Source organism: Pseudomonas sp. LBUM1659 (assembly GCF_059716045.1).
This window is the reverse complement of sequence record NZ_CP166797.1, coordinates 2,029,726-2,051,399: the sequence shown is the minus strand read 5'-3', so window position 1 is coordinate 2,051,399 and position 21,674 is coordinate 2,029,726. Positions and strand designations below refer to the sequence as shown.

The window sequence follows — 21,674 nt, the reverse complement described above, 5'->3', positions numbered from 1 at the left end:
GGCTCGCTTGCACACATTGGTTCTGTGTTCGCTAAAGATCCCCTCTGGGAGCGGGCTTGCCCGCAAAGAGGCCATCACATTCACCGCAAATCTCAAGGGAAGACCCCATGCCCGGACTCAGAAAAATCCTGATCGCCAACCGCGGTGAAATCGCTTGTCGCATCCAGCGCACCGCCCAGGCGCTAGGTTATCGCACCGTCGCCATTTTCAGCGATGCCGACGCCGATGCTCTGCACGTGCAAATGGCCGACGAAGCCGTCAACATCGGCCCGGCCCCGGTGCAGCAGTCTTATCTGAACATCCCGGCGATCATCGACGCCGCCCGGCGCACCGGCGCTGATGCGATCCACCCCGGCTACGGCTTCCTCTCGGAAAACGCCCGCTTTGCCCTTGCCTGCCGTGATGCGGGCATCACCTTTATCGGCCCCAGCCCCGAAGCCATTGAACTGATGGGCAGCAAACGCCTGTCGAAAATCGCCATGATCGACGCCGGCGTGCCCTGCGTTAAAGGTTATCAAGGCGCCGAACAGGACGATGCAACCCTGAGCCGCGAAGCTGAACGCATCGGTTACCCACTGATGATCAAGGCCAGCGCTGGCGGGGGCGGACGTGGCATGCGCCTGGTGCGGGACGCCAGCGGGTTGCTTGAACAACTGCGTACCGCACGTTCCGAAGCGCAGCATGGTTTTGGTAGCGATGAACTGATCCTCGAACACGCTTTGATCGACCCACGCCATGTCGAAATTCAGCTGTTTGGCGATCAGCACGGCAACCTCATCTACCTCGGCGAACGCGACTGTTCGATCCAGCGGCGCCATCAAAAAGTCATCGAAGAAGCCCCCTGCCCGGTGATGACCCACGAGTTGCGTCAAGCCATGGGCGAGGCCGCGCTCAAGGCAGGTCGGGCAGTGAATTACGTCGGCGCGGGCACGGTGGAGTTTCTGCTGGACGCGCGCGGACAGTTCTACTTTCTGGAGATGAACACCCGGCTGCAAGTGGAACACCCGGTGACCGAACTGATCACCGGGCTGGACCTGGTGGCCTGGCAATTACTCGTCGCCGAAGGACAACCGCTGCCATTACGACAGGAGCAAGTACAGCTCAACGGCCATGCCATGGAAGTGCGCCTGTATGCCGAGGACCCGACTCACGACTTTCTACCCCAGACCGGTCAAGTCACGGCCTGGGAACCCGCGTTGCCGGGCGGCGTACGAATCGATCACGGGCTGATTGAAGGCCAGGACATCAGCCCGTTCTATGACCCGATGCTGGGCAAGATCATTGCCCACGGTGCGAGCCGCGAAGAAGCCCGGCGCAAGTTGCTGCGGGCGGTGCAGGACAGCGTGCTGCTGGGCGTGCAGAGCAATCAGCGCTTGCTCGCCAGTCTGCTGCAACATCCGCAGTTCATCAGTGGCGAGTTCAGCACCGGGTTCATCCCGACCTGCTTCGCTGACGATCCGTGCTTGCAGGCCCATGTCCCGAGTGCCGCCGAACTGGCCATCGCTGCGGCGCTGTTCTATCAAGTGTCGGCACAGACTCACCCGGCACCACTGGCCGGGTGGCGCAACAATGCCAGCGTGCCCTTGCACTATCGCATCGGTTTGAATGATCAGGATTGGCCGGTGGAACTGAACGCTACGCCTGACGGGTCATTTCGGATTCGAGTGACCGAGCAATTTCTGGAATTGAAGATCATCCGCTGTGACGGGCGCTGGGCAACGCTGGAGATCGACGGCATCCACCAACGTCATGCCTATCGCCTCGAGGCCGGGCACCTCTGGTTGTTCGCCGGCCCCGGCAGTTTGAAACTGGTGGACCGGACTCAGGCGCTGGTCAGCAGTCAAGCCAGCATGAGTACCGGTACACTCAAGGCGCCCATGGACGGCGCCATCGTCGACGTGCTTGTCACCGAGGGCAGCCCGGTCAGCAAAGGCCAACTGTTGGTGGTGCTCGAAGCCATGAAAATGGAGCACCCGCTCAAATCGGGCATCGACGGGGTGCTTAAACGTTTGCAGGTGCGGGTCGGCGATCAGGTAAAAAATCGCCAGATTTTGTTGGAGGTCGAATAAGCCGCTAGGCGGATCCCTCGGGTTTGGCTACGCTCATGCCCTATCAGGACGCGGATACCAGGAACCCTGCAATGCCTCACTGGCTGGTGATAGATCTGGAAGCCACCACCGATGAGGGTGGCTGGCCAGTAACAGAAATGGAAATCATCGAAATCGGTGCCACCCTGGTGGACCGCAAAGGTCGCGAACTGGACCACTTCCAGCGTTTCGTGCGGCCGTTGCGTCGGCCCTTGCTGACACCGTTTTGCCGGGAGCTGACTCACATCACCCAAGGCAATATCGATACCGCACAACCTTTGACCGAGGTTTGGCCGTCATTCGAGCGTTGGCTGGGCCACCATCATTCACGACTGGAAGGTTGGGCGAGTTGGGGGGACTACGACCGCAAACAGTTGGTTCAGGAATGGGAGCGCCTGCAACTCGACAGCGCCTTGAGCAGGGTGCCGCACATGAACCTCAAGCAGCGCTTTGCCAAGGCCAGACGGCTGGAACGTCCGCTGGGGCTCAATGGCGCCTTGCAACTGGCGGGCATGCAGTTCACCGGCCAGCAACACCGGGCGCTGGAAGATGCGCGAAATACCGCGCGCTTGTTGCCACTGACTCTCCCCGTCTAGAGAGGTGACGGCGCACAAGGCCTTGTGCATACTGGCCGGCCTTTTTAGCCCTTTTCGAGGAATCGCCCATGTTTAAAGTCAACGAGTACTTCGACGGCACCGTCAAGTCGATCGCCTTTGGCACCGCTGAAGGTCCTGCGACCATCGGCGTCATGGCTCCGGGCGAATACGAATTCGGCACCAGCCAGCGTGAAATCATGCACGTGGTCAGCGGCGCCCTGACCGTCAAACTGCCTGACAGCAACGGCTGGGAAACTTTCGCTGCCGGTAGCCAGTTCAACGTGCCTGCCAACAGCAAGTTTCAGCTGAAAGTGGCCGTCGACACCGCTTACCTGTGTGAATACCGCGGCTAAACCCGAGGGTTCACAGCAAAAAAAAATGCCCGTGTCGCTGGACACGGGCATTTTTCATTCTGGGGCTTTTATTCGAGAATCGTCACCGGCATCCCGACTTCAAGACGACCGTTGCTGTCGTTGACCAGGTTCTGGCCGAACATCGCGCCGTCGGCCTCGCAACGGTATTTCTGCAACGTGGCCAGCGGTTCGCGATCATCACTGCGCAAACCGGTTTGCGGGTCGATGGTGGTCAGAATGCAACGTGAACAGGACTTGACCACTCGAAACTCGACATCGCCGATGCGGATACGCTTCCAGCCATCTTCGGCGTAGGCTTCGCTGCCCTCAATCACCAGGTTCGGTCGAAAGCGCAGCATGTCCAATGAACGTCCGACCTTTTGCGACAAGTCCTCCAGGGACGCCTGACCGATCAGCAATAACGGAAAGCCATCGGCGAACGCCACCTGATCATCGTCCTTGCCGAAACCGGACTCTGTGGTGCGCGCACGATCAAGGGGAACCTGCACCAGGCGAGTCGGTTTGCCAATGAAGGCGCTGACCCAGGCCCCTGCCTCGTCACCGGCATCCGGTACCCGCAAGGTGTCACGCCAGATGGTCACGCCACGTAATTCAGCGTTGCTTGAGGGCAAGTCGATGTCGATCGGCGAGCGGCCCGGGGCACTGAGGGTCAAGCCGTCATTGGCATTCCACAATGCCGACAGCTGGCTCATTGACGCCACCGCGCGCTGGGTCAGAAAGCGCCCGCTGGCCTCGTCCACCAGCATCCAGCGACGATCACCGTCCAGCCCCAGCTTGTCGAGCCCGACGTGCTGCAAAGGCTCGCCCTTGCCGGATTTCAACGGATAACGATAAAGCGCGCTCAGACGCAGCATGGCCAGCTCCCTGGTAGACAAAAAAGGCCACCCTATACGAGCTTGCTCACCGAATCAAAGGCTGACATGCCTGCCAGCCTGCCGCCCCGTGATCAGGCTGGCACTAAGTCGAGCATCAGGCGCTGGCGCACCACGTCGACGAGTTTGTCCGGCTGGAATTTGGAGAGGAAGTTGTCGCAGCCGACTTTCTTCACCATCGAGTCGTTGAAGCTGCCCGACAGCGAGGTGTGCAGGACCACGTAAAGGCCACGCAGACGCGGGTCATTACGAATTTCGGTGGTCAGTCGATAGCCGTCCATTTCCGGCATTTCTGCGTCGGTGAACACCATCAGCAGTTTGTCGGTCATGGACACGCCCGTATCCGCCCAAGCCTTGAGCATGTTCAGCGCCTTCAGGCCGTCGCTGGCAATGTGCATTTTCACGCCCAGTTGACCCAGGGTGTCACGCAATTGCGACAAGGCAACATTGGAGTCGTCGACCAGCAACACTTCCCGGCCCCGGGCGCGTTCCAGTATGGGGTCGTCGAGTTTTTCGCGGGAGACCTTGGCGCTGTACGGCACGATTTCGGCCAGGACTTTCTCGACGTCGATGATTTCCACCAACTGGTCATCGACCTTGCTGATCGCCGTGAGGTAATGCTGGCGACCGGCGCTGGTCGGCGGCGGCAAAATGGCTTCCCAGTTCATGTTGACGATGCGGTCCACACCCCCGACCAGAAACGCCTGCACCGAACGGTTGTACTCAGTGACGATGATTGTGCTGGTCGGACTCGGCACCAGCGGGCGCATGCCGATGGCCTGGGACAGGTCAATCACAGGCAACGTCTGGCCACGCAGGTTAACCACGCCACAGACGAACGGATGGCGCTGGGGCATCAGCGTCAGCTTGGGCAGTTGCAGCACTTCCTGCACTTTAAAGACGTTGATCGCAAACAATTGCCGGCCGGCCAGGCGAAACATGAGAATTTCCAGGCGATTCTCACCCACCAGTTGCGTGCGTTGGTCTACCGTATCGAGAATGCCGGCCATTTTAATGACTCCTGGGCTTGTTCTGATGAATTCACTAAAGGGAGTTATCGGCTGTTATTGCCAGATCTTGACCCTGTGACAAAATGCTACGACCGAGCATTGATGTCACATTAACATCATGGTTTACTGCAATCCGCGATTCATCTGCTTCACTCCCCGCGGCGCGACCACGGTTCGCACATCAAGTTCCCCTGTGTAAGGGATTCCCCTAGTAACAATCAGGCCCAACCTGATATTCGCAATATCCAATAGCCATTAATGTGACGCCATTCTCATTGCATGAACGGAGTCAGGCTTTTGTGTGCGATCGCAGGAAAGTGGTCTTCCACCCTCTCAAGCTCCCCAGCCTGGGCTCAGTCCTGCTGGAGCGCGATCTCACGCCGGCATGACAGCGTCGGGACGTTGAACGTCCTCGTCGACATACGTGATATCCCCTCATTTGACATGACGTTGTGGAGGTAAGCATGCCAAACAAACCCAAGCAGTGGGCTCAGCGTTTACCGGAGTTTCTTGTCGAGGCAGAAACCCTTCTAGCCAAATCGGAGGAGTGCCTGAGCCACCTGCAATTGATCAGCAATGACAAAGACGCAATCGATTGCATGCTCAGCAGTCTGCTCAAATTGGCGAGCCGGGCCGATGCCCTGGCGCTGGAAGCCGTGTCCGAGTTTTCTCTACATATTCATGGTTTGCTGAACCACACCCACAACCAGATCGACCTGCACGATCAAGCACTGGGGGCGCTGAAAGAATGCTTCACGCTGATGGCCTGGCAACTTGAACTCATCGATCAAACCACCGGTCAACTCAGCCTGGATGACACTGAGCAGACTTCCTTGATCGAAGCCTTTGCGTTCCAGGTCGGACTCAGTCCATTTCAGTTACCGGTTAATTCCAAACCGTTTACGCTCGTTTCCTATCCGGAACGACAGGCTTAAACAAGTTAGACAACTACGCCGTGCGAAGTCTTATTGCCATGACGGCGCTCTATAACTGAGCGCGCTCATGTCGCAATTGAATACCTCATACCTCTCAACGACAGTTCGATACTAATCATTGCCCTTGCGTAATGCTTTTCCATTGTGGACCTAGTGTCCAACCGCTTTATTTCCTGACTTTATGGTCATATATACCAAACGCGACCAACGGTATCTTAAGTGGTATTATGCCGCCCATTAGTTGACGCCAATTATTGGCCAAGTGAGATCGGATGAGAGCAGACAGACAAAGGCCGTAGTTTCACCACTGCACCGTACTCTGCTCAAGACGTGTCACTATAGATTTTCAGACAGAGACCCGTCAGCCCTATGGCCGGTCTGCCCGCAGCGAACATTCTTTGGCTCCATCCGCTATGTACGCCAGCCTCAAGTCAGTCATCCTTTGGCCACCTTCCCAGAAAAACGCGCGACGTTTCACGTTGTTACTGTGCACCTGTTCGACCCTTGGCAGCCTACTGGTCTTCTGTCTGTCCGCTCCCCTTCCGCTGAGCGTGCTGGTGTTCAATATCGCGGCGTTGGCCTGCGTCTGGGTGCAACTTCGTCTCTCGAGCACGTCGATCAAATTTGAGCCGCAGGAACTGGCGGACCGACTGTTGGAAGTTCAAGAAAATGAACGCCATCGGCTCAGTAGAGAATTGCACGACGATATTGGCCAGTTGCTGACGGCCGCAAAACTTCAAAGTGAATGGCTCAAACGGCGGATGCCTGAAGAAATGCAAGGCCAGTGCTCAGTGCTCTGCGACACACTGGAAGAAACCCTGACCAAGGTTCGTGACGTCTCGGCCATCCTTAATCCCAGGCAACTGGCGAGCCTCGGACTGGAAGCCAGTCTGCGTGCGCATCTGCTCAAGACCCTGGCCAATACATCAATGCACTGGAGCCTGGAATGCCATCAACGCTTGACCGGCATACCAGAGGAAATGGCGGTGGCAGCGTTTCGCATTACCCAGGAAGCAGTGACCAACATTCTGCGTCACGCCGAAGCGAAAAATCTGCTGGTCCGCCTGCAACGTACGCCACAAGGCCTGGCACTGTCGATCAGCGACGACGGCCTGGGTTTCGCACCCGCGGCTGACCCCGGTCGAGAAGGACAGCGGGGGATGGCCGGGATGCGGGAACGGATCGATCAGTTGGGCGGGACCTTGGCCGTGACCAGCAAGCCGGGCAAAGGCACTCAAATCGAAGCACTCTTCCCCTGGGCGCCCCGTGCGCTTGAGCGGGCCAGTACGAATAAGGTTTTACATTGACTTGTAACTTACTTCTGGTGGATGACCACTCACTGATCAGGGCAGGCGTGCGCGCTTTGGTGCTGGATATTCCCGGCTACGCGGTCATTGGCGAGGCCGATGACGGCTCGCAGTTACTCGAGATGGTCGAGAAGCTTTCGCCTGACATTATTTTGCTGGATATCTCCATGAAGGTGACCGGCGGCCTTGAAGCCATGCAGCGACTCAAGCGGGTGCGCCCGCAAAGCAAGGTGCTGATCTTGTCGATGCACACCGACTCCGCACTCATCATGCAAGCGCTTGAGTCCGGCGCCCATGGTTATTTGCTCAAGGACACCACGGCCACCGAGCTGGAACATGCCCTGGATGCCTTGCGCAATAACGAACGCTACTTGAGCCCTGCCATCGCCCACACGGTCATCAATCAGGCATTGATCCGCAACCAGAAACAGCAGCCGGAAACGCCCGACTCACATAACCTGACGGCACGGCAACTGGAAATCCTGCGACTGATTGTTCGTGGAAAATCTACCCGGGAAATCGCCAATGGCCTGGGCCTCAGCATCAAGACTGTTGAAACCCACCGTTCGCAGATCATGAAACGCCTGCAGATCTACGACGTGGCCGGTCTGGTCCTGTTTGCCGTACGCGAACAAATCATCAGTCTGGACGATTAACTGACAGCGAGGCACTCAACAGCGGTGAGTTCTCCGGCAAATGCACACGCAATGCCGCGGCACGCGCAGAAAAACGCAGGCTATCGCCCTCCAGAGGCTCGCCGTCAAGGTTGATGTGCAGACCTTCCGAGACCTTGATCTCGACCCATGGCAAACGGGCGCGCACAAACATGTTGTCGATGCCAAAACCATCGGCAAGCAGGGTTTTCAAGGTTCCGACCACTTCCTGAGGGGCCGGTAAAATACTGATGTCCAGCAGACCATCGTCAATCAGCGCCTCCGGGCATAACACATGCCCACCTCCCGCCTGCCGACCATTGCCAATACCAAGTGCCAATAGCTCGCCGCGCCAATAAAAGTCCGGCCCCTGCAACTCGCCAAATGCCGCGTGCAACTCGCTGAAACGTGACAGACCAGTAAACAGATACGCGGCACCACCAAGGATTTTTTTCAAGTCTTCCGACGTATTGGCTGTGACCTGACTGCCGAAACCACCAGTGGCCATATTCAGAAAGACCTGCCCTCCAACGTCCCCCAGATCGATAGCGTGCGGCGCAGCCTCCAGAAGGTCCAGGGCCAGAGCCGGTGTTAGAGGCACACCCGCTGCGCGAGCAAAATCGTTGGCAGTGCCCAATGGCATCAAGACCAGGCTCGCCTGATTCGGGTGCGCGGCCATGGCCTCGGCAATATCGCGCAATGTGCCATCACCGCCACCGGCAATCAGTTGCGTATAGCCTGCGCTCAACGCTTCTTCCACCCACCGCTGCGCGTCCCCCGCCTCCCAAGTCAGTCGGACTGCCAGCTCCCAACCCTGCTTGCGCTTACCTTCGACGGCCGCGCGGACCTCCTCGTTTAGTGCCTGCTTGCCATGCAGAATCAACAGCGCCTTGCGCTCACTCATTGTCGTAGCTCCTGATTGGAATTCATTCAGGAGATGTTGACCTCACTGCCCCCTATAAAGGTCGCAAGGCGTTGAGATTTTTCGAGGCGTGCAGGTTTGCGGTCCTACAGGGTGGGAAGTTTTCTTACGATATGTGAGGAATCGGCTCAATTGACCAACCGGGGCGATTGGTACACCTTGATGTCAGCGGTTATCTGTCATCAACAGCAAAGACACAGGGATGTGCAAGCAATGAGTAAACCCCGTTCAAGGGCTACAAAAAACGCACGCAATACGAGTTTCGGCTACCCAAACGGCATTGACGCAAGGAGCGGTTTTCTCCATGCAAACTCATGACATCAAGTTGCCGCTCAGCCCGGTAACGCCGTTCGCAGAAAGTCGCGCCAATCATCAGGCTGAATTCAACAACAACGCAAAGCCCGCTTCAGGAGTTGATATGGAACCTCGCGTCATTGAACTGGAGACCCATCTGAAATACATCCGAAGAGACATGGATGAAGTGCGCAATGACGTCAAATCCATCAAGCACAGACTGGCCTACTCGGCGGGCGGAACCGCGGTAGTCCTCGGGCTGTTGGGCTGGGTTGCCAATAGCCGCTTCGACCAGGTCGTGACACTTCTGCTTCGTTAGCGTTAGTCATGCACGCAAGACCCGGCAAATTTACCGGGCTTGCGGCAAAGAGACATAACGAGGTCAGCTCAAGACTTCGCTCAGAGGAATGAAAACTACATATTCACCCTCGATCAACGTACGTTCTTCCAACACCTCAACCAGGCCATCAGCCCAGGCAGCACTGCGAAGTACACCTGAACTCTGATTCTTGTAAATGATCGCCCGGCCATTCTCCAGGCGTCCACGCAAGTACTCTCGTCGGTTACCAGCCTTAGGCCAGACGAACCCGGCCGGCACCTGAAATTTCAGCGGCTCGACCTCTTTTACACCTTGACGGCGCAGGAGATAGGGCTTTGCCAACAAAGCAAAAGTGACCAGTGTCGACGCCGGGTTGCCGGGCAATCCAATCACAGGTACGCCGCGAAAATGCCCGAATGTCAGTGGCTTGCCCGGTTTGATGGCGAGTTTCCACAGCGTGAGCTCGCCCTCTTCGCGCAAGACCATGCCAAGGAAATCGGCTTCTCCTACAGACACCCCACCCGTGGAGAGGATCAGATCAACATCCTTCAACTCGCCGAGGCGGGCACGAGTGGTCACCAAATCATCTGGAAGAATACCGGCATCGATGACTTCACAGCCCAGGCGTTGCAACCAACTGCACAGCAACACACGATTGCTGTTGTAGATCTGTCCTGGGCCCAGGGCCTGGCCCGGTTCAACCAATTCATCTCCGGTTGAGAGAACCGCAACACGAACCTTGCGAATCAGGTCCAGCTCAGCGCATCCCAGCGATGCCGCCAAGCCCTGCTCGATAGGCCCAAGCCGTGTGCCGGCCGACAAGACAAGCTCGCCAACCGTGGCTTCCTGACCTTGTGGCCGGATGTTTTGACCCGGGTTCATGGATTCGAGGAACCGTACTCGCTCATCCGCCTGAACCTCGGCATTTTCCTGCATTTCGACACAGTCGGCGCCTGCTGGCACAGGCGCACCGGTAAAGATTCGGGCACAGGTACCGGGCTTCAATGAGTCGGGGGCCTGACCGGCAAATATCTTCTGACTGACCACCAACGGTTCTCCCGTCCAGTCAGCGACTCGCAAGGCGTAGCCGTCCATGGCACTGTTAGGCCAAGGTGGCAGATCAAGGGTCGAAACCAAGTCATCGGCGAGCACGCGACCCTGAGCCTGCGCCACCGGCAAGCGTTCACGCTCGCGGATGGGCGAGGCTTCTGCCATTTCCAGCAGACGCGCCAGCGCCACCTCGACAGGCATCAGGCTTCCGGTTTTACCCGGCTTACCCGCGGGATTCACAGGGTGCCGCCTGCTTCAGGTGAGCCACGAAATTGCAGGGACGATGTCGCGCATCCAGTTGTTCGGCGAGAATGCCATCCCAGCCGGTGCGCACGGCATTGGTCGAACCCGGCAAGCAACAGACCAGCGTACCGTTGGCCAAACCGGCCAGCGCCCGGGACTGCACGGTCGAAGTGCCGATATCGGCAACAGAAATCTGCCGGAACAACTCACCAAAACCATCAACTTGTTTGTCCAGCAGGCAACTTACCGCCTCTGGCGTGCTGTCGCGTCCCGTAAACCCGGTACCGCCAGTGATCAGCACCACCTGCACCACCTCATCGGCAATCCAGTTGGCGACTTGCGCACGAATTTTGTAGAGATCATCTTTAAGTAAAACCCGAGCAGCCAGGTTGTGACCGGCGGTGCTCAAGCGGTCGACAAAAACCTGGCCTGATGTATCGGTTTCCAGGGTTCGGGTATCGCTGACCGTCAGCACCGCGATGTTAAGCGGCGCGAAAGGTACATCAGCCTTGGCTTTCATAGGCTCGTCCAGTTGTAGGAAAAACAGCTCGGTGTTATATCACAGCGCTTCACTTTTTCAGCGCCCCCATGGAGACCTGCCATGCCCCCTGACTCACCATTGCCGCCCTGCTCCATTTTGCTCCTGGCTGGCGGTCGCGGCCAACGCATGGGCGGTCAGGACAAGGGTTTGCTGGAATGGCACGGCGAGCCGCTGATCGCGCACCTGCATCGCAAGACCCGCGATCTGAGCGATGACCTGATCATTTCGTGTAACAGGAACCTGGACAAATACGCGCCTTACGCCGATCAAATGGTCCATGACGACGAAGGCGATTTCCCTGGCCCCTTGGCAGGTATTCGCGCCGGCCTCAAGGCGGCCCGCCATCCTCATCTGCTGGTGTTGCCCTGCGATGTACCCCGCATCAATGCCGCCCTGCTCCACAGCATGCGCGAAACCGCCAACCAGCATCCGGACAAACCGTTGATGCTGCGCCAGGGCGCACATTGGGAACCGTTGCTGTGCATTATCCCTGTCGCACTCTGCGCGGCGTTCGACACGGCATGGAATGAAGGTGAACGCAGCCCGGGCCGCCTCATGCGCAAACTGGAGGCCACCGCACTACAATGTGAAGACAACGACCCGCGACTGGCCAACCTCAATACTCCTGAATTGTTAAGCGCACACTCCGTGTCAGAACGACACTAGCCAAGGAACTTGCGTGCGTTGTATACGTCTCAAACTCAGCAACCAAAGAATACTTATTCGGAGACACGCTCATGACTCAACGGACCCTCGCCACCACTTTCATGCTCGCACTGGGCCTTGCGACCTTGGCGGGCTGCGCATCGCCGACAGTGATCACCTTGAATGACGGTCGCGAAATCCAGGCCATCGACTCGCCAACGTATGATGAAAAGTCGGGTTTCTACGAATTCGAACAGCTGGATGGCAAGGAAACCCGTATCAACAAGGATCAGGTTCGCACCGTTAAAGAGTTGTAATTGTTACTGCACCTGCCAGATGCGACAAAGCCCGCTTGATGCGGGCTTTTTCGTGACCGGAGTTTTTCACCACTGCAAGGTGATTGTGCTTTCAAACACTCTTTCCTGGCCGGTGACCGGATCCACAAACCGCAAGCCCTGAGCGAGCAATTTCAGCGGATTGGCGTAGTCATCTTCAACGTCCTTGAGCACCTGAGGGTAAAACGGATCGTTGCAGATACTCGCGCCCAGCGCAGTCATGTGCACGCGCAATTGATGTTTCTTGCCCGTCACCGGGTAAAGCGCATATCGCCAGAGGTCTCCGTTCTTTTCCCGGACCTCGACTGCTGTCTCGGTATTGCTGACACCCGGACCTTCCTGCATGCGGAAAAATGGTTCGCCATCGATGAGCCGGCTTTTATGCACCAATGGAAAGGCCCGTTCAGGCAACGCAGCGGCGATTGCCTCGTAGCGCTTTTCAATCTGTCGTGTCGGAAATAACGACTGATACGCTGAACGGCTCTGCGGGTTGGCGGAAAACAGCACCAACCCTGCCGTATGCCGGTCAATGCGATGCAGCGGCACCAGATGTGGGTTATCCAGTCGACGAATCAACCTTCGCAGCAGCGTTTGCTCAACGTACTCGCCTGCCGGCGTCACCGGCAGAAAATGCGGCTTGTCTGCGACCACCAGATGCTCGTCGGCATAGAGGATCGACTCGACCACCGGGATCGGCTTTTCGTCCGGCACCTCACGGAAATAATGAATCCGCAGGCCTTCCTTGTAAGGCAGATCGACCGCGATCGGCATTCCGTACCCGTCGAGCACCCGACCGCGAGCCACTCTGTCCAGCCATTGTTCACGACCAATAGCGCTGAAGTGTTCACTCAGGCAATCGATAACGGTCTGCCACGAACCTGGCGGCAAGTAGAGTGTGCTGGCCTGGTTGTGTGCAGCGGAAAAAGATGAAGTGGACATACGAACGTTCTGACCCTCAATACAGGTCGGCATTATCCAACAGTGGCCGAGTCGAACCTAGCAGAGAATCCTCATGCCGGAATCTGTGTGCGCGCAGCCGCGTCAGTGAACTCCTTGAGCCAGCGCAGCACATCGACGGCTTCCCAGCGAGCGGGATCGTAAAGCGCGTACAACAACCCCTGATAGCCCACGACATCCAGTTGCCGGTGGTAACCCGCCCGCTGGAACAACGCTTCGATTTCGGCGAAACAGGTATTGAAATGCAGTTTGTTGAAGGGTGTTTTTCCCTCCGTCACCAGACCGTCCAGACGTAACTCGAGGACAGCCTCGCGCACAACATCGATCGACATCCGGTTCACGCTGTTTTTCAATTGTTCGACATTGACCACGATTCATCCCTCTCACGCCCGGAACTGCCTGCGCAAACCCGAAAACCCGGGATGGCGAGGCAGCACCACGAATAACTGTATGCGCATACAGTATCCGAAGAGCATAGACTAAGCCAAGGCATCAATCGCAAAGTTCGACAGGCGGGGCCATCGCCAGCACAAAAACCGCTTAACGCAAGAACGCCACAACCTGCTCGGCACTGAATGGCCAACCCAGTTCAGCGCCTGTGTCGACTCGTCGCAAGACCGGAATGCGCAGACTGTAGGCTTCGAACCAGGTTTCATCGACAGCGATATCTACCAGCTCAACCAGTAGACCGCGTTCGACAAACTCCATCAGCATGGCTTCGGCCACTTCACAGAGGTGGCACCCAAGGGTGCCAAACAGCTGACATTCAGGAAGCATGAGCGCTCAACCGAAAAAATTAAGTGACTATTCTAGGCCTGCCGCGAAAAACCGTCGAGCCATTGAATCTTCGGGCCTGAAGCATGAATCGCAAGGGCGGGCGGTATAACCCTGATGCAAATCAGTCGCCGCTTGTGCCATTTAAGCAATGCTCACGTTTTTTTTGCTTCTACGCTTGAGTAGCCAGCGTCTGTCAGCGGAGTGTTTTGTGTTTGCCAATCTCTTGATTATTCTCGTTTCTTCACTGGTGGTCATTGCGCTTTTCCAGCGCCTGCGATTGCCCCCGGTCCTGGGCTATCTGTGCGTGGGGCTGATGGTTGGCCCGACCGCCTTCAACTGGGTGAAACAAAGCGAAGGGCTGCCCTACCTTGCCGAGTTAGGCGTGGTGTTCCTGCTGTTCTCGCTCGGTCTTGAGTTCTCCCTGACGAAAATGATCGCACTACGCCGGGTAGTGTTTGGTCTTGGCAGTTTGCAAGTACTTGCAAGCGGACTGCTGCTAGGTGCTTTGCTGATGATGTTCGGGATGCCGGTGACCGCCGCGCTGTTACTGGGTGCGGGACTGGCGCTGTCATCCACCGCCATTGTCAGCAAGGAGCTGACCAGCCTTGGCGAAATTTTCAGCAGTCATGGCCAGAATGCCATCGCCGTATTGCTGTTTCAGGACGTGGTGGCTGTATTGCTGTTGACCCTGGTGCCCGTATTCGCCGGCAACAGTGATCAGGCCTGGTATTGGGCGCTGCCCCTGACACTGGTGAAGACCGTGGTGTTGTTCGTCGGTCTGCTGCTGGTCAGCCGCTGGTTGCTACCAAGATTGTTCCATGAGGTCGCCGCCGCCCGCTCTGCCGAACTGTTCGTACTGCTGGCGCTGGTGATTGTTCTACTGACGGCCTGGCTGACTCACTTACTGGGTCTCTCCCCCGCCTTGGGCGCGTTTCTCGCCGGCATGCTCCTGGGCGAAAGTCATTACCGGCATCAGGTCGAGGCCGATATCCGCCCGTTTCGCGACATTCTGCTCGGGGTGTTCTTCGTCAGCATCGGCATGCTGATCGACTTGAATTTGTTCGCCAGCCACGCTCTGCTGATCCTTGGCCTGACACTGGGATTGCTGCTGATCAAGGGCACCGTGGTGGCGCTGCTGGTCAAATGGCGTGGCAGCGATGGCGAAACCGCCTGGCGCAGCGGCCTCGCACTGGCCCAGGGAGGTGAGTTCTGCTTTGCACTGATGGCGCAGATGCAACAAAGCGATCTGCTTCCCGCGCAACTCGGCGGCCTGCTGTTGGCCGCTACGTTCTGTTCGATGCTGGTCACGCCACTGATGCTGCGCGCAGCCCCATCTATCGCAAAGCGCCTGCACCGCAAGCCCAACAAGGAAGCACAACTCGAAGAAATCAGCGCACTTAACGCGGATCTCGACAAGCATGTCGTCATCTGTGGTTACGGGCGCGTTGGTCAGTCCATCGGGCGCTGCCTGCGCCAACAGCGGCAACCTTACATTGCACTGGACCACGACTCGGTAAGGGTCGAGGAAGCGGCCGCCAGCGAAAGCTGCGTGCATTACGGAGACTCGCGTCGAGGTGAATTACTGGTTGCCGTAGGACTGGCCCGCGCAAAACTGTTGGTGATCGCAGTGGACCAGACCGACATCGCGCTGGAGATACTCAAGGAGGCACGCAGGGTCAATTCGCGTGTGCCGATTCTGGTCCGTACCCGGGACGACAGCCAGTTAACCGAATTGAAAGAGGCCGGCGCCAGCGAAGTCGTACCGGAACTGCTGGAGTCCAGCCTGATGCTCGCCTCCCATGCACTGATCATGCTGGGACTGCCCGCCCATCAGGTACAGGAGCGGGCTGATCAGATACGACATGATCGCTACCGAATGTTGCACGATTTTTATCCCGGGGCCGAAGATGCAGAGAAGTGATTCAGTCCTGACTGACGGCGCCGATCTTGTGTACCGACAAGTCCGCGCCGTAATACTCCTCTTCCTGACTCAGGCGCAGCCCATGGAACGCCTTGATCGCTCCATACACTGCAAAACCACCGGCCAGCGCCACAACCACCCCCAGAGAAGTGCCGATCAACTGACTGACCAAACTCACCCCACCCAAGCCGCCCCAGGCCGTCTGGCCAAAAATCCCGCAGGCGATTCCGCCCCACACGCCACACAGGCCGTGCAAAGGCCACACACCCAGCACATCGTCGATATGCCATTTGCCCTGCGCCGCGGTAAAGCACCAGACGAAAAGTGCCCCGGCAATGGCGCCGGTCAGCAGTGCGCCCACAGGGTGCACCAGGTCGGAACCGGCGCAGATGGCCACAAGTCCGGCCAGTGGGCCGTTGTGCAAAAAGCCTGGGTCATTGCGCCCGACGATAAGCGCCGCCATGGTTCCACCGACCATGGCCATCAGCGAGTTCACCGCCACCAACCCGCTCACGCCTTGCAAGGTCTGGGCACTCATGACGTTGAAGCCAAACCAGCCCACTATCAGAATCCACGAACCCAACGCGAGAAAGGGAATGCTCGATGGCGCAAACGCCACCAGGCGACCGTCGCGATAGCGCCCTTGTCGTGGCCCGAGCAACAATACCGCCGCGAGTGCCAACCAGCCGCCCATGGCATGGACCACTACGGAACCTGCAAAATCATGGAAGCTGGCACCGAATCGCGCCAGCAACCACGCTTGCAAACCATAATTGCCGTTCCAGATCATTCCTTCGAAAAAGGGATAGATGAACGCAACGATCAGCGCGGTCGCGCACAACTGCGGGACAAATCTGGCGCGCTCGGCGATACCGCCGGAAATGATCGCCGGAATGGCCGCTGCGAAGGTCAGCAGAAAGAAGAACTTCACCAGCCCGTAACCATGGTCGGCGTTGATCACCGCCGCCGGTTGCAGAAAGGTGACGCCATAGGAAATCCAATAGCCTATAAAGAAGTAGGCCAAGGTCGAAATGGCGAAGTCGCTGAGAATCTTCGACAAGGCGTTAACCTGGTTCTTTTGCCGAACCGTGCCGACCTCAAGAAAAGCGAAACCGGCGTGCATGGCCAACACCATGACTGCACCAATAAGGATGAACAGTGTGTTGGAGCTGTGGACCAGACTGTCCACAGCACTTTGCAGATTTTCCATGGATTGGCAGACCTTAAGGGCAAAAAAGCACCAAAGCAGTTCGCGCAGGCAAATGACGCACCAAGTTGCGGCTTATCCGGATCGAATCGCTGATCCCCATGAACCGCTTTGGCGCAAAAGATCGAAACTTTCGCGCGAGTTTTAATTGTTTGAGTAGCGGTTTTCCTGATTTCATGCCCGGCAACAGCGCAACGGCGCCGGGAACGCACCACGACACAGCAAAAGTTGTACCAGTCATTTGTACTGAACCTTCACGCAAGGCTCATACTCGAATCCATCAGAAGCCACTACGGAGATCCACCCATGGCCAGCATCAAGGCAAAGACTGCTCAAGAAATCCTGATGAACGATTTTCAAACACTGGTCAGCGACACCGAACGGTTGCTGGAACACACCGCCACCCTGGCCGGCGATCAGGCTGATGAGCTGCGCAACCAGATCCACGACAGCCTGTTGCGTGCCCGGGAAACCTTGAAGCTGACCGAAGACTCGTTACGCGAGCGCGGTCAGGCCGCCGTCACCGCTACCGAGGATTACGTTCAGGCCAACCCATGGCAATCGGTCGGGATTGCCGCCGGGGTGGGTTTCCTCATTGGCCTGCTAGCTTCTCGGCGCTGATATGTCTATCGGCGAATCCAGCTCGTCTGCGACGGGCACAAGCGCTTCATCGCGGCGCCTGGGGGCCGCTTTTCTCGGACTGTTGCACAGCCACGTCGAACTGTTCGGCATTGAGTTGCAGGAACAAAAAGCGCGCACCGTAAGCCTGCTGTTATTTGCAGGCCTGGCGTTGGTCTTTGGATTGCTGCTATTGGTGGGGTTGTCGGCTCTGGTGATGATTGTGTTTTGGGACACCTATCGCTTGCCCTCCATCATTGGGCTCTGTGTGTTCTATGCCCTTGCCTCCATATTCTGTGCTTTCCGTTTGAAAGCGGCGATCTTCGATGAGTCCTCGCCCTTTCATGGCACCCTGGAAGAATTGGCCAATGATAGGGAGCGCCTGCTGCCATGAGCCTGCCTGAACTGCCACACAACAGCTCGCGCACGGAAATGCGCAAGGCGCTGATTCGCCTGCGCATGGAAATGCACCGTCAGGAAATTCGCCATGAGTCGAGGGAACTGCTGCTGCCCTTGCAGCGGATACGCGGGATGTCGCAAGACGTCCAGAGCAGTTTTGGCATCAAGCATGCCCCGCTCTGGGGTGTGGCGGCGGTTACCTTGTTGGGCTTTTTGACCGGGAAAAGTACCAGGAACGGCGGCGTCAGCAGCCTGACTCGCCTGGTTCGTCTGGGCACCAGCCTCGGGCCCTTGATCAAGCTGGTCCTGCAAAGCAATTCGCGTAAAGACTAAATAGCCACTCTCTGGCTGCATTCTAGCCACACCACCGGGATGAACCTCTTTTATCGAGGGGTTCAATCCTGTGTGCCCACCCGGTGATCAGGCGAATCCAAAACAAGACTTGTCTCACCGCCGGGCAATTTTTCGTCAATGTTGAGCGACTGCTGCTCATCGACATCGACGCCGCCGAGCTCTAGGCTAAGGGATCAGTCACCTGACGGAGAGACCCGCCTTGGATTGGCAAACCCTGCTTACCCGCGAACGCCTCGGAAAACCTCTGCACAGCCCGGAAGAACTCGGTCGCAGTCCTTTCCATAAAGACCATGACCGCATTATTTTCTCAGGTGCTTTTCGCCGGCTGGGACGCAAGACCCAAGTCCATCCGATCACCAGCAACGATCACATCCACACGCGCCTGACCCACTCGCTGGAAGTCAGCTGTGTCGGCCGCTCGTTGGGTATGCGTGTCGGTGAAACTATTCGCAGCGCCCTGCCCGACTGGTGCGATCCGAGTGATCTGGGGATGGTGGTGCAATCGGCCTGCCTGGCCCATGACATCGGCAATCCACCCTTCGGTCACTCCGGCGAAGACGCCATCCGTCACTGGTTCCAGCAGGCCGCGGGCCGTGGCTGGCTGGATGACATGAGCGAAGTCGAACGCAATGACTTCCTGAACTTCGAAGGCAACGCCCAAGGTTTCCGCGTCCTCACTCAATTGGAGTATCACCAATTCGACGGTGGCACGCGGTTGACGTACGCCACACTGGGTACATATCTGAAGTATCCCTGGACGGCGAAACACGCTGACTCACTGGGCTACAAGAAGCACAAGTTCGGCTGTTATCAGAGCGAACTGCCGCTGCTGGAGCAGATCGCCCATAAACTCGGCCTGCCACAGCTCGAGGAGCAGCGCTGGGCACGCCATCCATTGGTGTATCTGATGGAAGCCGCCGATGACATCTGCTACGCGCTGATCGACCTGGAAGACGGCCTGGAAATGGAGTTGCTGGAGTACGCCGAAGTAGAGTCTTTGCTGCTCAACCTTGTGGGCGACGATCTTCCGCAAACCTATCGCCAACTGGGCCCATTGGATTCGCGACGACGCAAGCTGGCAATTCTGCGAGGAAAAGCCATCGAGCATCTGACCAATGCCGCTGCTCGCGCCTTCGTCGAACAACAGGATGCCTTGCTGGCCGGCACGCTACCCGGCGATTTGGTGGAGCATATGCATGGCCCGGCCAAGCGCTGCGTCTTGAACGCCAAAGACATGGCCAGAAAAAAAATCTTCCAGGACAAACGCAAGACACTGCATGAAATCGGCGCCTACACCACGCTGGAGATTCTTCTGAACGCTTTCTGCGGGGCGGCACTGGAACAACACAACGGTCGAACGCCGTCGTTCAAAAGTCGCCGCATCCTCGACCTGCTGGGCAACAATGCGCCCGATCCTCGCGGTCCTTTGCACACTTCATTTCTGCGCATGATCGACTTCATCGCCGGCATGACCGACAGCTACGCCAGTGAAATGGCTCTGGAAATGACCGGTCGTTCAAACCGCGGATGAATGCCTGTCGACCTACTGTTCAGATGGTCTGAGGAGCGAGTCGATATGCATTCGCACTTCAGCACCAACAGAATCGCCCTACACCTTGTGCAGAGCCGACTGATCGATTGCTCTCCTTGCTCGCGCAATAATCACCTTCCACTCTGATCGACAGATCAAACATGAAAAATGTCAGGTTCAAACACAATTGGCGCATCTTGCTGGTGGAAGATCATCCCTTTCAGCTTAAAGCGACCCAATACCTGCTTGAGAGTTATGGCTTCAGTGGTCATTAGAAAATAAAATGAAGTCATTAGTTTTTAAAACGGGTAAGCATGCCCTTCCCATTCGCAACAGGCAGCCATCGACCCAAAGCTGCCCTTCACGGAGGGCAGGAATCGCCGATTCTGTTGAAAAAGTCGGCCATGGTCTTGCGCGTATTCGATCTTGCGGCGCATGCGCCCGATCAAACTCTTTTTTCCGTGCTTTTTATAGCTGCTTGGGCGGGCGGCAATCGGCGTTTTTCAAGGTAGTTGTCGCGTCAACCGTCTAACTATGCCGCTATTTTCTCGATCTGTTGCTCTCGATCCGGGTTCAGCAGCACGGTGCCGATCGGCTCCCAGTTACGCGTCTGGCCTGACCATCGTTCCGGTTTTTTCTCCTTGGCTCGTTCGTACAGCTCATGTCGCCGGGCCAAGACCTGATGATCCAGCCCCCGATGCCGCTCAGCCGGTGTGACGAACCGGATACGACTATGCCGGTGCTCGTTGTTGTACCAGCGCATAAAGTCCCTCACCCAAGCGCGTGAAGCGTCCAAACTGACAAAGCCATCCTGCGGCCATTGCGGGCAGTATTTCAGCGTTCTAAACAGCGACTCCGAGTAGGGATTGTCGTTGCTCACACGCGGCCGGCCCCGCGAGGGCGTGATGCCCAGTTCGTACATCTTGCTCAGCAGCGTCACCGACTTCATCGGCGCGCCGTTGTCCGAGTGCAGCACCAGCGGTTCGTGCAAACACTGCTCTGCGATCACGCTGCGTTGCAGCAGTGCGGCGGCTTTCTCCCCGCTTTCTGTCGTAGACCTCCCAGCCCACGGCCTTGCGGCTGTAAATATCCTCGATCAGATAGAGGTAGTAATACTTGCCGCGTATCGGCGAGGGCAGATACGTGATGTCCCATGACCACACCTGATTGGGCGCTTTGGCCGCATGCGTCGTCGGTGCTGCGTGCCTTCTGGGTCGCTGGCTGCGGCCTCGATGTTGCTGTTGGCCTGCCGCACGTAGAACGCGATAAAACGTCGACTCCGACGCCAGATAACACGCTTGATCGGCCAGTCGTGGCACGATCTGGCTCGGCGGCAAGTGGACGTACTCCGGGCTGTTACACAGCGTCACGATGGTCTGACGCTCGACTTCGCTCAGTGCATTTCGCGGTGTTGGCCGTGTGACAGTCGTTCGGGCATCTGCCGGGATAACGTCTGTTTCAGTCCACCGCTGCAAGGTTCGCAGCGATAGACCGACTTCCCGGCAGGCCCTGATTTTTCTGGCGCCTGCCGCGACCGCCCTACCCAGCCAGGCAACGAGCAACTGGCGCTCTGGCAAAGACGTTAGTTGTCCTCGTTGTCGTTCGTCCCCCAGTAGTCGTTGAGCTTTTTTCGCAGCACCAACAACGCGGCTGTTTCGTAACCGCTCCATGAACCCCACATTCAAAGCCGCCAATTGATCCCGGATGCTGTGCTCCCGATTCCTTTC

At 57.4% G+C, this 21,674-nt stretch carries 24 protein-coding genes and 2 pseudogenes; 15 read left to right on the top strand and 11 right to left on the bottom strand.

Annotated elements, in window-relative coordinates; translation table 11 throughout:
• The first annotated feature begins 107 nt into the window (after positions 1 to 107).
• The 3 genes from ACA048_RS09335 (at position 108) to ppnP (ending at position 3,036) form a co-directional block, all read left to right on the top strand.
• Entirely contained in the window at positions 108 to 2,069 is a 1,962-nt protein-coding gene (locus ACA048_RS09335) for an acetyl/propionyl/methylcrotonyl-CoA carboxylase subunit alpha (RefSeq protein WP_497628853.1), read from the top strand.
• A gap of 71 nt (positions 2,070 to 2,140) precedes the next feature.
• On the top strand, positions 2,141 to 2,683 hold the full coding sequence (locus tag ACA048_RS09330; RefSeq protein ID WP_497628852.1) for a 3'-5' exonuclease: 543 nt from the start codon (positions 2,141 to 2,143) through the stop codon (positions 2,681 to 2,683).
• A 68-nt stretch (positions 2,684 to 2,751) separates the two neighbouring features.
• Positions 2,752 to 3,036 (top strand): pyrimidine/purine nucleoside phosphorylase, encoded by a 285-nt coding sequence (gene ppnP, locus ACA048_RS09325; protein ID WP_007943304.1) that lies wholly within the window; start codon positions 2,752 to 2,754, stop codon positions 3,034 to 3,036.
• Between the two features lie 68 nt (positions 3,037 to 3,104).
• Here the strand turns inward: ppnP and ACA048_RS09320 are convergent, their stop codons facing one another.
• Both ACA048_RS09320 and ACA048_RS09315 read right to left on the bottom strand, forming a co-directional pair.
• Positions 3,105 to 3,911: an MOSC domain-containing protein gene (locus ACA048_RS09320; protein ID WP_497628851.1), complete on the bottom strand. Its 807-nt coding sequence runs from the start codon at positions 3,909 to 3,911 to the stop codon at positions 3,105 to 3,107.
• Between the two features lie 92 nt (positions 3,912 to 4,003).
• A complete protein-coding gene (locus ACA048_RS09315) occupies positions 4,004 to 4,939 on the bottom strand; it encodes a chemotaxis protein CheV (RefSeq protein WP_497628850.1) in 936 nt (311 codons plus the stop codon).
• 464 nt (positions 4,940 to 5,403) lie between these two features.
• On the opposite strand from ACA048_RS09315, the gene ACA048_RS09310 reads away from it, so the two are divergent.
• The 3 genes from ACA048_RS09310 to ACA048_RS09300 all read left to right on the top strand — a co-directional run bounded on the left by ACA048_RS09310 (position 5,404) and on the right by ACA048_RS09300 (position 7,837).
• Positions 5,404 to 5,874: a hypothetical protein gene (locus ACA048_RS09310; protein WP_497628849.1), complete on the top strand. Its 471-nt coding sequence runs from the start codon at positions 5,404 to 5,406 to the stop codon at positions 5,872 to 5,874.
• A gap of 413 nt (positions 5,875 to 6,287) precedes the next feature.
• Complete coding sequence (locus ACA048_RS09305; RefSeq protein WP_497629832.1) at positions 6,288 to 7,181, top strand: sensor histidine kinase; 894 nt, start codon at positions 6,288 to 6,290, stop codon at positions 7,179 to 7,181.
• Positions 7,178 to 7,837 carry a response regulator gene (locus ACA048_RS09300; protein ID WP_497628848.1) on the top strand — a complete coding sequence of 220 codons (660 nt, stop codon included), beginning with the start codon at positions 7,178 to 7,180 and terminating at the stop codon, positions 7,835 to 7,837. Before ACA048_RS09305 ends, ACA048_RS09300 begins: the two co-directional genes overlap by 4 nt.
• Here the strand turns inward: ACA048_RS09300 and yegS are convergent.
• A complete protein-coding gene (gene yegS, locus ACA048_RS09295; RefSeq protein WP_497628847.1) occupies positions 7,821 to 8,738 on the bottom strand; it encodes a lipid kinase YegS in 918 nt (305 codons plus the stop codon). The two genes, ACA048_RS09300 and yegS, sit on opposite strands and share 17 nt — an antisense overlap.
• A gap of 322 nt (positions 8,739 to 9,060) precedes the next feature.
• Here yegS and ACA048_RS09290 point away from each other — a divergent pair, with 322 nt between their 5' ends.
• On the top strand, positions 9,061 to 9,369 hold the full coding sequence (locus tag ACA048_RS09290; RefSeq protein WP_223519253.1) for a hypothetical protein: 309 nt from the start codon (positions 9,061 to 9,063) through the stop codon (positions 9,367 to 9,369).
• Between the two features lie 63 nt (positions 9,370 to 9,432).
• Here the strand turns inward: ACA048_RS09290 and ACA048_RS09285 are convergent, their stop codons facing one another.
• Positions 9,433 to 10,659 carry a molybdopterin molybdotransferase MoeA gene (locus tag ACA048_RS09285; protein WP_497628846.1) on the bottom strand — a complete coding sequence of 409 codons (1,227 nt, stop codon included), beginning with the start codon at positions 10,657 to 10,659 and terminating at the stop codon, positions 9,433 to 9,435.
• Positions 10,643 to 11,182: a molybdenum cofactor biosynthesis protein B gene (moaB, locus tag ACA048_RS09280; protein WP_497628845.1), complete on the bottom strand. Its 540-nt coding sequence runs from the start codon at positions 11,180 to 11,182 to the stop codon at positions 10,643 to 10,645. The genes ACA048_RS09285 and moaB overlap by 17 nt, the downstream gene beginning before the upstream one ends.
• Positions 11,183 to 11,263: 81 nt before the next feature.
• On the opposite strand from moaB, the gene mobA reads away from it, so the two are divergent.
• On the top strand, positions 11,264 to 11,869 hold the full coding sequence (gene mobA, locus ACA048_RS09275; RefSeq protein ID WP_497628844.1) for a molybdenum cofactor guanylyltransferase MobA: 606 nt from the start codon (positions 11,264 to 11,266) through the stop codon (positions 11,867 to 11,869).
• 71 nt (positions 11,870 to 11,940) lie between these two features.
• The gene (locus ACA048_RS09270) at positions 11,941 to 12,165 is read left to right on the top strand and encodes a YgdI/YgdR family lipoprotein (RefSeq protein WP_497628843.1); all 225 of its coding nucleotides are present in this window, start codon (positions 11,941 to 11,943) and stop codon (positions 12,163 to 12,165) included.
• A gap of 66 nt (positions 12,166 to 12,231) precedes the next feature.
• Here ACA048_RS09270 and ACA048_RS09265 read toward each other — a convergent pair whose 3' ends face one another.
• From ACA048_RS09265 to ACA048_RS09255, 3 genes are all read right to left on the bottom strand, one after another.
• Positions 12,232 to 13,122 (bottom strand): pseudouridine synthase, encoded by an 891-nt coding sequence (locus ACA048_RS09265; RefSeq protein ID WP_497628842.1) that lies wholly within the window; start codon positions 13,120 to 13,122, stop codon positions 12,232 to 12,234.
• 71 nt (positions 13,123 to 13,193) lie between these two features.
• Positions 13,194 to 13,511: a transcriptional regulator gene (locus tag ACA048_RS09260; RefSeq protein WP_223519241.1), complete on the bottom strand. Its 318-nt coding sequence runs from the start codon at positions 13,509 to 13,511 to the stop codon at positions 13,194 to 13,196.
• A 169-nt stretch (positions 13,512 to 13,680) separates the two neighbouring features.
• The gene (locus tag ACA048_RS09255; protein WP_497628841.1) at positions 13,681 to 13,917 is read right to left on the bottom strand and encodes a glutaredoxin family protein; all 237 of its coding nucleotides are present in this window, start codon (positions 13,915 to 13,917) and stop codon (positions 13,681 to 13,683) included.
• A 208-nt stretch (positions 13,918 to 14,125) separates the two neighbouring features.
• Here ACA048_RS09255 and ACA048_RS09250 point away from each other — a divergent pair, with 208 nt between their 5' ends.
• Entirely contained in the window at positions 14,126 to 15,838 is a 1,713-nt protein-coding gene (locus ACA048_RS09250) for a cation:proton antiporter (RefSeq protein WP_497628840.1), read from the top strand.
• Position 15,839: 1 nt separating this feature from the next.
• Here the strand turns inward: ACA048_RS09250 and ACA048_RS09245 are convergent, their stop codons facing one another.
• Both ACA048_RS09245 and ACA048_RS09240 read right to left on the bottom strand, forming a co-directional pair.
• Entirely contained in the window at positions 15,840 to 17,048 is a 1,209-nt protein-coding gene (locus tag ACA048_RS09245) for an ammonium transporter (protein WP_497628839.1), read from the bottom strand.
• A 13-nt stretch (positions 17,049 to 17,061) separates the two neighbouring features.
• Positions 17,062 to 17,286, bottom strand: coding sequence for a hypothetical protein (locus ACA048_RS09240; RefSeq protein WP_497628838.1), 225 nt, complete (start codon positions 17,284 to 17,286; stop codon positions 17,062 to 17,064).
• A gap of 65 nt (positions 17,287 to 17,351) precedes the next feature.
• Here ACA048_RS09240 and ACA048_RS09235 point away from each other — a divergent pair, with 65 nt between their 5' ends.
• The 5 genes and pseudogenes from ACA048_RS09235 to ACA048_RS09215 all read left to right on the top strand — a co-directional run.
• Positions 17,352 to 17,666, top strand: a complete 315-nt coding sequence (locus tag ACA048_RS09235; RefSeq protein ID WP_140670943.1) for an ElaB/YgaM/YqjD family protein — start codon at positions 17,352 to 17,354, stop codon at positions 17,664 to 17,666.
• Between the two features lies 1 nt (position 17,667).
• Complete coding sequence (locus ACA048_RS09230; RefSeq protein WP_497628837.1) at positions 17,668 to 18,057, top strand: phage holin family protein; 390 nt, start codon at positions 17,668 to 17,670, stop codon at positions 18,055 to 18,057.
• Positions 18,054 to 18,395, top strand: a complete 342-nt coding sequence (locus ACA048_RS09225; protein WP_497628836.1) for a hypothetical protein — start codon at positions 18,054 to 18,056, stop codon at positions 18,393 to 18,395. The genes ACA048_RS09230 and ACA048_RS09225 overlap by 4 nt, the downstream gene beginning before the upstream one ends.
• A 220-nt stretch (positions 18,396 to 18,615) precedes the next feature.
• Positions 18,616 to 19,947 (top strand): deoxyguanosinetriphosphate triphosphohydrolase, encoded by a 1,332-nt coding sequence (locus tag ACA048_RS09220; protein ID WP_497628835.1) that lies wholly within the window; start codon positions 18,616 to 18,618, stop codon positions 19,945 to 19,947.
• Between the two features lie 161 nt (positions 19,948 to 20,108).
• Positions 20,109 to 20,213, top strand: a pseudogene (locus ACA048_RS09215) (response regulator); the annotation flags it as partial.
• A 266-nt stretch (positions 20,214 to 20,479) separates the two neighbouring features.
• On the opposite strand, the pseudogene ACA048_RS09210 reads toward ACA048_RS09215, so the two are convergent.
• Positions 20,480 to 21,604, bottom strand: a pseudogene (locus ACA048_RS09210) (IS3 family transposase); the annotation flags it as partial.
• Positions 21,605 to 21,674 lie beyond the last annotated feature (70 nt).